Source organism: Variovorax sp. 22077 (assembly GCF_052044195.1).
Taxonomy (GTDB): domain Bacteria; phylum Pseudomonadota; class Gammaproteobacteria; order Burkholderiales; family Burkholderiaceae_C; genus Variovorax; species Variovorax atrisoli.
This window is the reverse complement of the sequence record NZ_JBQEQC010000003.1, coordinates 55,142-67,981: the sequence shown is the minus strand read 5'-3', so window position 1 is coordinate 67,981 and position 12,840 is coordinate 55,142. Positions and strand designations below refer to the sequence as shown.

Genomic DNA, 12,840 nt, shown 5'->3' with positions numbered 1-12,840 from the left:
GCGCCGTGTCGCCCGCCCTACAGTTCCTTGCGGTCGATCGACGACCGGACAACACGGAGACAGCCACGATGCGCAACCTCAACCAGGACAACATCACCCAGGCCGTGCTCGCGCGCTTCGCCGACACGCCCGACCCGCGCCTGCGCGAGATCCTGACCAGCCTGGTGCAGCACCTTCACGCCTTCGCGCGCGAGGTGAAGCTCACCGAGGAAGAATGGTTCCAGGGCATCCAGTACCTCACGGCCACCGGGCAGAAGTGTGACGACAAGCGGCAGGAGTTCATCCTGCTGTCGGACGTGCTGGGGCTGTCGATGCTCACCATCGCGATGAACAACGACAAGCCGGCCGGCTGTACCGAGGCCACCGTGTTCGGCCCCTTCTACTTCGAGGGCGCGCCCGAGTACGAGCACGGCGACGACGTGGCCAACGGCGCCGAGGGCGAGCCCTGCGACGTGTTCGCCACGGTGCGCGGTCTCGACGGCGAGCCGGTGGCGAATGCTGTCGTCGACGTGTGGCAGGCCGACGCGGGCGGCCACTACGACGTGCAGCACGCCGGCCTCGACCATGCGGAGAACCGCGGCACGCTGCGCACCGGGCCCGACGGTTCGCTGCACTTCCGCAGCGTGGTGGCGGTGGCGTACCCGATCCCCGTCGACGGGCCGGTGGGCGACCTGCTGCGCGCGACCAGGCGACACCCGTGGCGGCCCGCGCACCTGCACTTCAAGATCGAGGCGCCGGGCTACGAGCGGCTCATCACGCACGTGTTCCGCGACGGCGACGAGTACCTGGATTCGGATGCGGTGTTCGCGGTGCGCCAGTCGCTGGTCGCGCCATGGAAGAAGCAGGACAACGGCCGCTGGCGCCTGGACTTCGACTTCGTGCTCAATCCGCTGAAGCAGACAGCTCGGCGGTAGCCCGCAGCCGGCACGCGCGGTGCCATGCTGCTACGCTCGGAAGGCAAGCCCGCTCCCAGGCGGGTTTTCTCTTGTCTTCCTTCCCCATGGCTTTTCCCCTGATCACCGACCCGTACTTCTACGCGGTCGCCATTCCCGCCGTGCTGCTGCTCGGCATCAGCAAGAGCGGCTTCGGCGCGGGCTTCGGCTCGCTCGCGGTGCCGATGATGGCGCTGGCCGTCACGGTGCCGCAGGCGGCCGCCATCCTGATGCCGCTGCTGCTGCTGATGGACCTGCTGGGCCTCGCGGCGTTCCGGCGCGACTTCGACCGCACGCTGCTGAAGTTCCTGATTCCGTTCGGGCTGCTGGGCACGGCGATCGGCACGCTGCTGTTCCGCGTGCTCTCGGCGCACACGGTGGCGGGCATCGTCGGCGTGTTCACGCTGCTCTTCCTGGCGCAGCGCCTGCTCTTTCCGCCCAAGCCCGACGATCCATTGCCCTCGCGCGGCGTCGGCGCGGTGCTGACGACGGTGTCGGGCTTCACCAGCTTCATCGCGCACGCGGGCGGGCCGCCGATCAACGCCTACGTCATTCCGCTGCGGCTCTCGCCGGTGATCTTCACGGCCACCATGGCCTACTTCTTCTTCGTGGTGAACCTGAGCAAGTGGATTCCCTACGCATGGCTCGGCCTGCTCGACTTCCGCACGCTGGCCACCTCGCTGGTGCTGATGCCGATCGCGCCCTTGGGCGTATGGGTCGGCATCCGCATCGCGCGGCGCATCGATGCGACGTGGTTCTATCGCTTCGTGTATCTGGGAATGTTCCTGACAGGACTCAAGCTCGTCTATGACGGCTTTCTGGCCTGAGGCCGGCGAAGCGACACGAAGTGCGCGAAGCCTGGGGGCGAGCCTAGAACTCAACGATGGATTTGAAGCCGCCGAAGATCATCCGCTTGCTGTCGAAGGGCATGGTCTTGGGGTCCATCCCCGTGATGCGAGGGTCGGCCATGACCTTCGCGTTGACGGCGTCGCGGTGCTTGCGCGACTTGTAGACGATCCACGAGAAGGCGACGGTCTCGTCGGGCTTCTGTTTCACGCTCTGCGGAAATGATGTGAGCTTGCCCGGCTTCACGTCGTCGGCGATGCACTCCACGTATTCGAGTGCGCCGTACTCCATCCACACCTTGCCGGCCTTGCGCGCCAGCTTGCGGTAGGCCTCGACGTTGGCCGAGGGAATGGCGAGGACGAAGCCGTCTACATAGCGAGCCATGGTTGTTCTCCTGAAGAGTCTGTGGAACCGTTGAAGAAAGAAGACCGGCGGTTGCATGGCAGGTCGCCGCTCATTGCGAGGCCGCCGTTTCGTGGGGTGCTGCTGTTTCTTCGTTGTTCTGCGTCTGCCCCGGCATGGCGGAGCGAAGCAGCAAGGCACCGAGCAGACCCGCCACCGCCGCGAACACGGCGCCGACGAGGAACGCGAGGTTGTAGCCGCCGGTGAGTGCCAGCGGCAGCTGCGCACCGGCAGCTTCCATCGATGCGGAGCGCGCGGCGGCGGCGCTGGCCAGCACGGCCAGGCCCAGCGCGCCGCCCATCATGAAGGAGGTGTTGACCACGCCCGAGGCCAGGCCCGAGTCGGAGGGGCTCACCTCGCTCATCGCGGCCAGCAGCACCGGGTTGAAGGCCATGCCCGCGCCCAGGCCCAGCAGCATCATGCCGGGCAGCACGTCGAGCGCGAAGCTGCCGTTGACCGGCGCGCGCGCGAACAGCGCCAGCCCGATGGCCGCGAGCCACAGTCCCGCCGCCAGCGGCTTGCGGATGCCGAAGCGCATCACGATCCTGGCCGACAGGCCCAGCGAGAACACCGCCATGATGATGTTGGCCGGCAGGAAGGCCAGGCCGATCTGCATCGGCGTGTAGTTCAGCACCAGCTGCATGTAGAGCGCCGAGATGAAGAACCACGCGAACATGGCCGCTGCCCACAGCACGCCGACCACGTTGGCCACCGACACGCTGCGCAGCTTGAAGAGACCCAGCGGCATCAGCGGATGCTGCACGCGCGCTTCGATGGCAATGAAGATCGCCAGCAGCACCACCGCGGCGCCAAGCAGGCCCAGGGTCTGCGTGGAGCCCCAGCCGGCCTCGTTGCCGTTGACCACGCCGTACACCGCGAGCATGAGCGACAGCGTCACGGTGATGGCGCCCGCCACGTCGAGCTTCTCGCCGTGCGCATGGCCGCGCGCGCTGGGCAGAAGCGCCACGCACAGCGCATACACCGCCACGCCGATCGGCAGGTTCACCAGGAAGATCCAGTGCCAGCTCAGCGTGCTCGTGAGCAGGCCGCCCAGCAGCACACCGATGCTGCCGCCGCCGGCGCACACGAAGCCGTACACGCCCATCGCCTTGGCGCGGTCGGCCGGTTCGGTGAAGAGATTCATGATCAGCGAGAGCGACACGGCCGACACCACCGCGCCGCCCAGGCCCTGCACCGCGCGCGCCGTCACCAGCAGGCCCTGCGAGGTCGAGACCCCGCAGGCCAGCGATGCCAGCGTGAACAGCACCAGGCCCGCGAGGAACACGCGGCGATGGCCGTACAGGTCGCCCAGCCGGCCCCCGAGCAGCAGGAAGCCGCCGAAGGTCAGCATGTAGGCGTTCACCACCCAGACCAGCGAGGTCTCGGTGAAGCCCAGGTCGGTACGGATCGAGGGCAGTGCCACGTTCACGATGGTGGTGTCGAGCACGATCATCAGGACGCCCAGGCACAGCACCATCAATGCGAGCCAGCGCTTGCGGCTGTCGAGTTGGTTGGTCATGGGAAGCGGATTTCTTGGAGTGGAGGGTGAGGGACTCAGACCAGCGGCTTGCCGCCGTTGATGAGCCACGGGGTGCCGAAGCGGTCGGTCACCATGCCGAAGCCTTCGACCCAGAAGGTTTTCTCGAAGGGCATGCCCACATGGCCGCCATCGGCGAAGGCGTCGAAGACGCGCCGAGCCTCGGCCACGGTCTCGATGGTCAGCGCGACGCCGAAGCCCTTCATGCCCTGGTACGGCTGGCCGGGCATGGAGTCGGAGGCCATCAGGATGCCGCCGCCGTAGGCGAGCGAGGCATGCATGAGGCGCTTCTTCGCCTCGGGCGGGAACTGCTCGGTGTCGGGCGCGTCGCCGACGGTCATCATCATCTGCATGGTGCCGCCGAGCGTCTTCTCGTAGAAGCGCATGGCCTCGGCTGCGTTGCCGTCGAAGGTGAGGTAGGCGTGGATGTTGGGCATGGCGTTTCCTTTCGCGGTTACTTTTCGGTGGCGGCCTTCAGGTTGGCAAGACCCGTCTCGAAGTCCTTGCCGATCATCTGGTCCATGTTGAAGAAGATGCCCATGAGCCTGGCGATGTAGGGGCTCGGGCCGTACATGGCCCAGGTGACCTGCGTCGCGCCGCCCTGGGGCTGAAGCGTGAATTCGGCGGTGTTGTGGCCCTCGAAGGGCTTGATGAAGTCGAGCTTGATCGCGACCTTCGACGAAGGCGCGGACTCCACGATCTCCATGCGGCCCGCGCCCGCCTTGTCGTTGCCTTCCCACGCATAGGTCGCGCCCTTGCCGCTCGCGCTGCCGCCGAAGCTGCGCTTCATGGCGGGGTCGAGCTTCTCGTAGGGCGACCAGGTGCCCCAGCGGTGGAAGTCGTCGATCAGCGGAAAGATCTTCTCGGCCGGAGCCTCGATGCGCGCGGTGCGTTCGACGCGGAATGTGTCGGGCCGGGTGGCCGCATAGATCAGCAGCGCGGCGATCGCGAGCACGACGACGAGGGCGATTTTCTTGAGCATGGGTGGAGCTTTCTCTGGGATCCTGATGCGAGGGAAAGGCCGGTCAGCCCGGCTGCGCGACCACCAGCAGCCAGCCCACGCCGAAGCGGTCGGTCAGCATGCCGAACTTGGAAGTGAAGAAGGTCGGGATCAGCGGCTGCATGACTTGGCCGCCTTCGGCCAGCGCGTCGAACCACTTGACGGCTTCGGCGTCGGTGCTGGCGGTGAGCGCGAGCATGATGCCCTCGAACTTCGGCTGGCCCGAGCAGCGGCCGTCGGAGGCCATCAGCTCGGTCTCGCCGATGCGGAACACCGCGTGCATCACCTTCTCGGCATCGGGCATGCCGCCGGCGCAGCCGGTTTCTTCGGTTTCCGACGGAGCGCCCGCGGGCGCTTCCTTGTAGCGCATGAGCTGCGTGACCTCGGCGCCGAGCGCCTTCCTGTAGAAGCCGAGCGCTTCGTCGCAGCGGCCTTCGAACGAGAGATACGACTGGACTTTCATGACGATTCCTTTGGACTGGTGAGGTGACTCGGAGGCCCGCCGGTGTCATGGGCCGCAAACAATCGGATTACTTTGTGTACACCGTCCACAAAGAATAACAGAGATAATGGACAGTGTCCACATGGAGAAGCGATGAAGCTCAACAACGTCCCCGAAAGCCTGCCGCCCGCGCGCAGCACGTATCGCCACGGCGATCTGCGCCGGGCGCTGCTGGAAGCAGGCATCGAACTGGCCCGCGACGGCGGTCCCGACGCGGTCGTGTTGCGCGAGGCCACCCGGCGCGTCGGCGTGGTGCCCAACGCGGCCTACCGGCATTTCGGCAGCCGGCAGGAGCTGCTGCTCGCGGTGCGCGAGGCGGCGCTGGCGGCGGCGGCGCAGGCCATGGAAAAGGAACTGGCGGCCCAGCCCTGCGACCAGCCCCCCGCCGACTTCGCGCGCGGCCAGGTGCGCGCCGTCGGCACCGCCTACCTGCGTTTCGCCCAGGCCGAGCCGGGCCTGTTTCGCACCGCCTTCGTGATCTCCGACGAAGGCCGCGGCGAACTCGGCCCCGGCAAGGCCGGCGAGAGCGGGCTCGATCCGTTCCAGCTGCTGGGGAAGGCCATCGACCGGCTGGTGGACGCCGGCGTGCTCGACCCGGCGCGGCGCCCGAACGCCGAGTACTGCGCCTGGAGCGCGGTGCATGGGCTGGCGCTGCTCATCATCGACGGGCCGCTGCGCGAGATACCGCCCGAGGCGGCCTACAAGCTGGGCCAGCAGCTCATCGACATGGTCGAGCGGGGCCTCTGAGGCCGGCGCTTCGACGGACCGTTTCTACAGATAGATCTTCTGCAGCAGCCGTATCAGCGTCTCGCGCTCCCGTGCCGTGAGCTTGGCGCTGGCATCGGCCTCGAGCTGGATCACGGTCTGCTCCGCCTCGCGGATCAATGTTTCTCCGGCGGCAGTGAGATGCAGGCCGACGGCTCGCCCGTCGTGCGGATGAGGGCGGCGCTCGATCAACCCGCGGCTGTCGAGCGTGGCCACCAGGCTCACCAGGTTGGGCGGCAGGATATCCAGCGCATTGCACAGCTGCCGCGAGGTGGCGCCCGGGTTGTGGGCCAGCAGCGAGAGCACCGAGAAGTCGATCTGCTTGAGCCCGTAGGGCGCCATGCGCTCCGCGAAGAAGGCGCTGACGATCAGCCAGGCCCGGCGGGCGTTGTAGCCGACCAGGGTTTCGAGCATGCGCGCGTCGAGCCGGTCGGGCTTGCTGCCTTGCGGCGCCGCGGCCTGTTCGCCTTTGGCGGAAGCGGATTTCGGGTTGGAGGCCATGGCCCGAGCGTAACCCCGCGCCGACTGCCGCGAATGCCCGGAGTGGCTAGTTGGAGACACCGGCGCCGGGCGCGGCCGCCTGGGCCGCGTGTGTCAGCGCCACCGTCTCGCAGGAGCGCTTGATGATGCCCATGCGCATCTCGAACTCCGGCAGCACCCAGCGACGGAAGGCTGCGCCCGCGCGGGCCCTGGCCGCATCCTGCGGCGCCGCAGCCTCGATGCGCGCCCAGGCCCACGCCATCAGCGCGAGCATGGTCACGCGCAGGTAGTCGTCGGCCACCTCGTACGGCAGCACCGGGTTGGCATGCGCCGCCATCGCGATGGTGGTGCCCATGTAGCGCAGCTGCGCCAGCCGGCGCTGCACGTCGGCGTCGGCCTCGCGAGAGGCGTCCAGCGTGTCGCGCAGCTCCAGCAGCACGGCCGACATGGCGGCGCCGGCGTCCGGCAGCACCTTGCGCACGAGCAGGTCGATGGCCTGGATCTCGTTGGTGCCCTCGTAGATCATGGTCACCCGCGAGTCGCGCACGATCTGCTCGATGCCCCACTCGCGCACGTAGCCGTGCCCGCCGAATACCTGCAGGCACTCGCTCGCGCCGTGGAAGGCCTGGTGCGTGCACGCGGCCTTGAGCACCGGCGTGACCAGCGAGCACCAGCGCTGTGCGCGCTCGCGGGCCTTGGGGTCGGCGTCGTGTTCGGCCACGTCGAGCATCAGCGCGCTGCGATAGGCGATGGCGCGCGCGCCGTCGATCCAGGCGCGCTGCGTGTCGAGGATGCGGCGCACCGCCGGGTGCTCCGCGATCAGGTCGGCGCTCTCGCCGCCGCGGCTGGCGGGCACGGGGCCCGGCGCGCGCATCTGGCGGCGCTCGGCAGCATAGGCGTCGGCCTTCTGCCAGGCCGCGTCGAGCAGGCCGATGCCCTGCAGCGCCACGTGCAGCCGCGCCGAATTCATCATCACGAACATCGCGGCCAGCCCACGGCCCGGTTCGCCGACCAGCCAGCCGGTGGCCTCGTCGAAGCGCATGCTGCAGGTGGGGCTGCCGTGCAGGCCCATCTTTTCCTCGATGCGCTCGCAGTGCACCGCGTTGCGCGTGCCGTCGGGCAGCAGCTTGGGCACCAGTGCGAGGGACAGACCCTTGGGCCCGGCCGGCGCATCGGGCAGGCGGCACAGCACGAGGTGGACGATGTTCGGCGTCAGGTCATGCTCGCCGCCGGAGATGAAGATCTTGCTGCCGCTCACCCGCAGGCTGCCGTCGGCTTGCGGGACCGCGCGCGTGCGCACCTGTCCCAGGTCGCTTCCCGCGTGGGCCTCGGTGAGGCACATGGTCGCGAGCCATTCGCCGGTCGCGATCTTCTGCAGGTAGCGCTGCTTCAGCTCCTCGCTGCCGTGGTGCTTGAGGCAGGCGTACGCGCCATGCAGCAGGCCCGGCGCCATCGTGAGGCCATGGTTGGCCGCGGCCAGCCATTCGTAGAGCACCGCTTCCAGCACCGCCGGCAGGCCCTGGCCGCCGTCTTCCTGCGCGGCCGAGAGAGCGGGCCAGCCGCCGTCGACGAAGGCCTGGTACGCATCGCGGAAGCCCGGTGGTGAGACGACGTCGCCGTCCGAGAAGCGACAGCCGATCTCGTCGCCGCCGCGGTTGATCGGCGCCACCACCTCCCCGACGAATCGACCCGCCTCCTCGAGCACCTGCGACTGCAGCGCCTCGTCGACTTCGGCAAAGGGCGCGAGCGCGGCAAGGCGCGCGGGGGCGTCGAGCACCGCGTTCAGCAGGAAGCGGATGTCGTCGGGGCGGGGCTGGTAATCCATCGGAGGCTCGTTAGCTAACTAGATATCAGGGTGTCGGCAGCTTGCACGCGAAGCTGCCCGCGCGCTCGGTGTCGCCGCCGGTGTAGGTGGCGACCTGGGGGTAGGGGCACAGAGGCCGCGTGCGTTGAGCGGCCCAGCCTGCGGGCACTTCGGCGTTGGGCACCGGCGTGCCCGCGCCGCGCGCCGCGGCGGTGACGGACGCGGGCGCCTTGCCCTGCTCGACCCAGTCGACCAGCGCGCTCAGCATGTCGAACTGGTCGGTGGCCGGGCCGCCCGCGCAATGGTTCATGCCGGGCACGGGGAAGTAGCGCGCGAACGAGGAGGCATCGCCGCCGTTCGCGGCCTGCACGCGCTCGTACCAGGCCTGCGTGTCGTCGGAGGAGAACACCGGGTCGCTGGTGCCGTGGTAGACGATCATGCGACCGCCGCGCTCGCGCAGTGCGCCCAGGTTGGCTGCGTCGGGCGGCGTCATGAACGACAGCGCCGATTCGCGGAACACGCCGTCGGTGGCGGCGATGCGCGGGGCGTCGCGGTCCATGTCGAAGCCCAGCGCGAAGGGCAGGCCCTGCGGCCGCTCGGCCAATGGGGGCGTGCTGAAGATGAAGCCGACCGCGCCCGCGTCGCGCGTCGGCGGGCTCGCGAACTTCCACTCGCGCCAGTTGGCGCCGCTCACGCCCGCATCGAACGGGAAGCTGCTGTAGATCGGCTGGCCCGCGCCGTTGCGCGCGCCCTTGAACACGTTGGCGAGCGCGTTCTTCTGCGGCGCGCTCAGGCACATGCCGTCGCGCGTGCCCGCGGCGCAGGTCGGCACGTCGCGCTGGATGTCGAAGCGCGTGCGGCAGGCGTTGACGTTCGACACGATGCCGTCGGCGATGCCGTCGAGCGCGTCGCAGCGCTGCAGCACCTTGTCGGCCACCAGCTTCAGCTCGGCGGGCGTGAAGGCGCTCTGCAGGTCGGGCTGTCCGGCGGGCGTCTTCGCGCTGGCCACCGCTGCGTACTGCTGCGCGCCGTAGAGCTGCGCCACCGCCGCCTTCGGAAGGTTGAAGCCGGGGTCGCCCGCGAGCACCCCGTCGTACTGGCCGGCCGAGCGCACGGCGGCCACCATCGCGTGCCGGCCGCCGTTGGAGCAGCCGCCGATGTACGAGCGGTCGGGGCCGCGGCCGTAGGCCTTGGCGATCAGGTTCTTGGCCATCGGCGTGAGCTGCGCGACGGCGTTGTAGCCGTAGTCCAGCCGCGCCTGCGGATCGAGCCCGAAGCGCGGGCCCATCGAGCCCGCGTGGCCGGCGTCGGAGCTGATGACGGCGAAGCCCATCTGCAGCGCGCTGCTGCGCGGTCCGCCGCCGCCGATGCCGCCGAGCGCGGGCACCACCACGCCGTCGAGCCCGCCGTTGGCCTGGTAGAAGAATCGGCCGTTCCAGGCGACCGGCAGCCGCATCTCGAAGCCGATGGCATAGCGCTGGCCGTCGACGGGGCTTGTGCGCTCGTTCATGCGGCCCTGCACGAGGCAGTGCGCGGGCGCCGCCATCGCGACGCCGCCGACCGTGACGGTGCCGGCCGGCACCTCGGTGGCCGATGTGTAGACGGTGCCGGGCAGCACCGCGCGGGCGGCGAGGTCGGTGCAGGACTGCAGCGTGCCCGGCCGTGCGGCCGCCAGCGGCGCATGCGCGGCCGGCGGCGCGGTGGACCGGCTCGCGCAGGCCGCGAGCAGCGCTGCGGCGCCGAGCGCGGTCGCGCACAGGGCAGGGTGGAAGCGGCGCTGGGGCTTCTTCATGCGGTGGTCTCCTTGCCGCGCCAATTGCGGCGTTGTCGTTCGTTCAGGCGGCCTGGTTCTGCGGCTTGGTTCAGGCGACGTGGTTCAGGCGGCCTTCTTCGCGGCGCCTAGGTAGGTGTCGATCACGCGCGAGTCGACGGCCAGCTTCCTGGCCTCGCCTTCGAGGCTGACGCTGCCCATCTCGAGCACGTAGCCGTGGTCCGCCACCTCGAGCGCGGCGCGCGCGTTCTGCTCCACCAGCAGGATGGTCACCCCGGTGGCGCGCAGGGCCTCCACAGTGCGGAAGATCTCCTGCACCACCAGCGGAGCCAGCCCGAGGCTGGGCTCGTCGAGCATCAGCAGCGTGGGACGCGACATCAGCGCGCGGCCCACCGCCAGCATCTGCCGCTCGCCGCCCGAGAGCGTGCCGGCCAGCTGCGCGCGGCGCTCCTTCAGGCGCGGGAACAGCGTGTAGACCTCGTCGATGCGGTCGCGCCACTGGCGGTTGCGCATCCGCACCTGGCGGAAGGCGCCGAGCACGAGGTTGTCTTCCACCGGCATGGTGCCGAACAGCTCGCGCTTCTCTGGCACCAGCGCGATCCCGAGCATCACGCGCTCCTCGAGCGACAGCCCGTTGACCGGCTGGCCCTTGAACTCGATCACGCCCTTGGAAGGCAGAACGCCCATCAGCGCATTGAGCAGCGTGGACTTGCCCGCGCCGTTCGGCCCGATCACCGTGACCACGCTGCCCTGGCCGGCCTGCAGGTCGATGCCGTGCAGCACCTCGGCGCGGCCGTAGCCGGCGTGCAGGTCGCGGATGCGAAGCAGGGGTGTCGTCATGTCAATGTTCCGTTCCCAGGTACGCCGCGCGCACCTTGTCGCTCGCCTGCACCTCGGCGGGCGTGCCCTCCATCAGGTGCGTGCCGAATTCCATCACCACGATGTGGTCGCAGATGTCCATTACCAGTCCCATGTCGTGCTCGACCAGCAGGATGCTCATGCCCTCGCCGCGCAGCTGGCGCAGCACCTTGCCGAGCGCTTCCTTCTCCTTGTGGCGCAGGCCGGCGGCGGGCTCGTCGAGCAGCAGCAGGGCCGGGTCGGCGCACAGGGCGCGCGCGATCTCCAGCAGGCGCTGCTGGCCCATCGCGAGATTGCCTGCGAGCTCGTGCAGCAAGGCGCCCATGCCCACGCGCTGCAGCTGGCGCTCGGCCTCGCGGAACAGCGCGCGCTCCTCGGCGCGGTCGATGCGCAGCATGGCGGCGACGGCGCCCCTGCGACCGCGCAGGTGGGCGCCCAGCGCCACGTTCTCCAGTACCGTCATGTCCGCCACCATCTTCACGTGCTGGAAGGTGCGCGACACGCCGCGCTGCGCGATCTGCCGCGCGCCCAGCCCGCCGATGGCCTCGCCGCGGAAGCTCACCGCGCCGCCCGAGAGCCCGAGCACGCCGGTGATCAGGTTGAAGGTGGTCGACTTGCCCGCGCCGTTCGGCCCGATCAGGCCGACGATCTGGCCGGCGCGCGTCTGGAAGCTGATGTCGTTCACCGCCACCAGGCCGCCGAAGGTCTTTCGGATCGCGCGCACGTCGAGCACCACATCGCCAGCCGCCGGCCTGGCGCGTGCCGGCAGGTCGCCGGCATCGTGCCAGTCGACCGCGCGGCGCGGACGCGGCAGGCGGCGGTCGACGAAGGCCCAGAGCCCGTCGGGCAGGTACTTGAGCACCAGCACGATCATGATGCCGAAGACGATCAGCTCGTAGCTGCCGGCCGTGCCGATCAGCTTGGGCAGCAGCACCTGCAGCTGGTCTTCGAGCTGCTTGACCACACCCGCGCCGGCGATCGCGCCCCACACGTGCGCCGCTCCGCCGAGCACCGCCATGAACAGGTACTCGATGCCCATCTTCAGCCCGAATGGCGACGGGTTCACCGTGCGCTGGAAGTGCGCGAACAGCCAGCCCGAGACCGATGCGAAGAGCGCCGCCAGCACGAAGATGCCGATCTTGAAGCGCAGCGTGTTCACGCCCATGGCCTCGGCCATCTGAGAGCCGCCGGCCAGCGCGCGGATGGCTCGGCCGCTGCGCGAGTCGAGCAGGCGGATCACGGCAAAGGCCGCGAGCAGCGCGAAGATCCAGACCACCGCATAGAACATGCGCTGCTGGCCGATCTCGAAGCCGAACACCGTGAGACCCTTCACGCCGAGGATGCCGTCGTACTTGCCCAGCGCCTCCAGGTTGCCCATGAGGTAGTACAGCGACAGCGCCCAGGCGATGGTGGCCAGCGGCAGGTAGTGGCCCGACATGCGCAGCGTGATCGCGCCGATGATCGCCGCGCTGACGCCCGTGAGCGCCAGCCCGATGAAGAGCGTGACCCAGGGCGACAGCCCGGTATTCACCGTGAGATAGGCGGTGGTGTACGCGCCGATGCCCACGAAGGCCGCCTGCCCGAACGAGGTGAGGCCGCCCACGCCGGTGAGCAGCACCAGGCCCAGCACAGGCAGCGTGTAGATGCCGACGTAGTTGAGCTGGATGATCCAGAAGTCGGGCAGCGGCAGCAGCGGCAGCGCGATGAGCACCAGCACCAGCGCCAGCGGGCCCCAGGTGCGCAGCGCGCTCTTGTCGGGCGCACTGGCCGTCGAGGAATTGAGGAGCGCTTCCATGTTCAGATGCCCCTCACGGTGCGCATCGCACACGATCCACCCACGCGGCACGGCCGATGCGGGGAACGCCGCGGAACCGGCTTTGCCGGGCCGCAGGTGTCGCACCCAGCGAGGGGGTTGGCGAAGCGACACGAAGTGCGCGAAGCCT

The 12,840-nt window shown here is 69.4% G+C and carries 13 protein-coding genes; 3 read left to right on the top strand and 10 right to left on the bottom strand.

The window, feature by feature from the left end; genetic code table 11:
• Positions 1-68 precede the first annotated feature (68 nt).
• Entirely contained in the window at positions 69-914 is an 846-nt protein-coding gene (locus ACTJLF_RS04855) for an intradiol ring-cleavage dioxygenase (RefSeq protein ID WP_132753630.1), read from the top strand.
• 86 nt (positions 915-1,000) lie between these two features.
• Entirely contained in the window at positions 1,001-1,759 is a 759-nt protein-coding gene (locus tag ACTJLF_RS04850; RefSeq protein ID WP_019656143.1) for a sulfite exporter TauE/SafE family protein, read from the top strand.
• A 43-nt stretch (positions 1,760-1,802) separates the two neighbouring features.
• Here the strand turns inward: ACTJLF_RS04850 and ACTJLF_RS04845 are convergent, their stop codons facing one another.
• From ACTJLF_RS04845 to ACTJLF_RS04825, 5 genes are all read right to left on the bottom strand, one after another.
• Positions 1,803-2,162 (bottom strand): DUF1428 domain-containing protein, encoded by a 360-nt coding sequence (locus ACTJLF_RS04845; protein ID WP_019656142.1) that lies wholly within the window; start codon positions 2,160-2,162, stop codon positions 1,803-1,805.
• A gap of 70 nt (positions 2,163-2,232) precedes the next feature.
• On the bottom strand, positions 2,233-3,699 hold the full coding sequence (locus tag ACTJLF_RS04840) for a DHA2 family efflux MFS transporter permease subunit (protein WP_019656141.1): 1,467 nt from the start codon (positions 3,697-3,699) through the stop codon (positions 2,233-2,235).
• Between the two features lie 35 nt (positions 3,700-3,734).
• Positions 3,735-4,154 carry a VOC family protein gene (locus tag ACTJLF_RS04835; RefSeq protein WP_440882606.1) on the bottom strand — a complete coding sequence of 140 codons (420 nt, stop codon included), beginning with the start codon at positions 4,152-4,154 and terminating at the stop codon, positions 3,735-3,737.
• 17 nt (positions 4,155-4,171) lie between these two features.
• On the bottom strand, positions 4,172-4,699 hold the full coding sequence (locus tag ACTJLF_RS04830; protein ID WP_126184584.1) for an SRPBCC family protein: 528 nt from the start codon (positions 4,697-4,699) through the stop codon (positions 4,172-4,174).
• A gap of 43 nt (positions 4,700-4,742) precedes the next feature.
• On the bottom strand, positions 4,743-5,180 hold the full coding sequence (locus ACTJLF_RS04825) for a VOC family protein (protein ID WP_132753636.1): 438 nt from the start codon (positions 5,178-5,180) through the stop codon (positions 4,743-4,745).
• Positions 5,181-5,312: 132 nt separating this feature from the next.
• On the opposite strand from ACTJLF_RS04825, the gene ACTJLF_RS04820 reads away from it, so the two are divergent.
• Positions 5,313-5,966 carry a TetR/AcrR family transcriptional regulator gene (locus ACTJLF_RS04820; RefSeq protein ID WP_019656137.1) on the top strand — a complete coding sequence of 218 codons (654 nt, stop codon included), beginning with the start codon at positions 5,313-5,315 and terminating at the stop codon, positions 5,964-5,966.
• 24 nt (positions 5,967-5,990) lie between these two features.
• Here the strand turns inward: ACTJLF_RS04820 and ACTJLF_RS04815 are convergent, their stop codons facing one another.
• From ACTJLF_RS04815 to ACTJLF_RS04795, 5 genes are all read right to left on the bottom strand, one after another.
• Positions 5,991-6,485, bottom strand: coding sequence for a MarR family winged helix-turn-helix transcriptional regulator (locus ACTJLF_RS04815; RefSeq protein ID WP_126184581.1), 495 nt, complete (start codon positions 6,483-6,485; stop codon positions 5,991-5,993).
• A gap of 46 nt (positions 6,486-6,531) precedes the next feature.
• Entirely contained in the window at positions 6,532-8,289 is a 1,758-nt protein-coding gene (locus tag ACTJLF_RS04810) for an acyl-CoA dehydrogenase family protein (protein WP_126184580.1), read from the bottom strand.
• Positions 8,290-8,314: 25 nt separating this feature from the next.
• Positions 8,315-10,060 (bottom strand): tannase/feruloyl esterase family alpha/beta hydrolase, encoded by a 1,746-nt coding sequence (locus ACTJLF_RS04805; protein ID WP_440882605.1) that lies wholly within the window; start codon positions 10,058-10,060, stop codon positions 8,315-8,317.
• A gap of 84 nt (positions 10,061-10,144) precedes the next feature.
• Positions 10,145-10,879 carry an ABC transporter ATP-binding protein gene (locus ACTJLF_RS04800; protein ID WP_019656133.1) on the bottom strand — a complete coding sequence of 245 codons (735 nt, stop codon included), beginning with the start codon at positions 10,877-10,879 and terminating at the stop codon, positions 10,145-10,147.
• A 1-nt stretch (position 10,880) separates the two neighbouring features.
• Positions 10,881-12,692 (bottom strand): branched-chain amino acid ABC transporter ATP-binding protein/permease, encoded by a 1,812-nt coding sequence (locus ACTJLF_RS04795; protein ID WP_440882604.1) that lies wholly within the window; start codon positions 12,690-12,692, stop codon positions 10,881-10,883.
• Positions 12,693-12,840 lie beyond the last annotated feature (148 nt).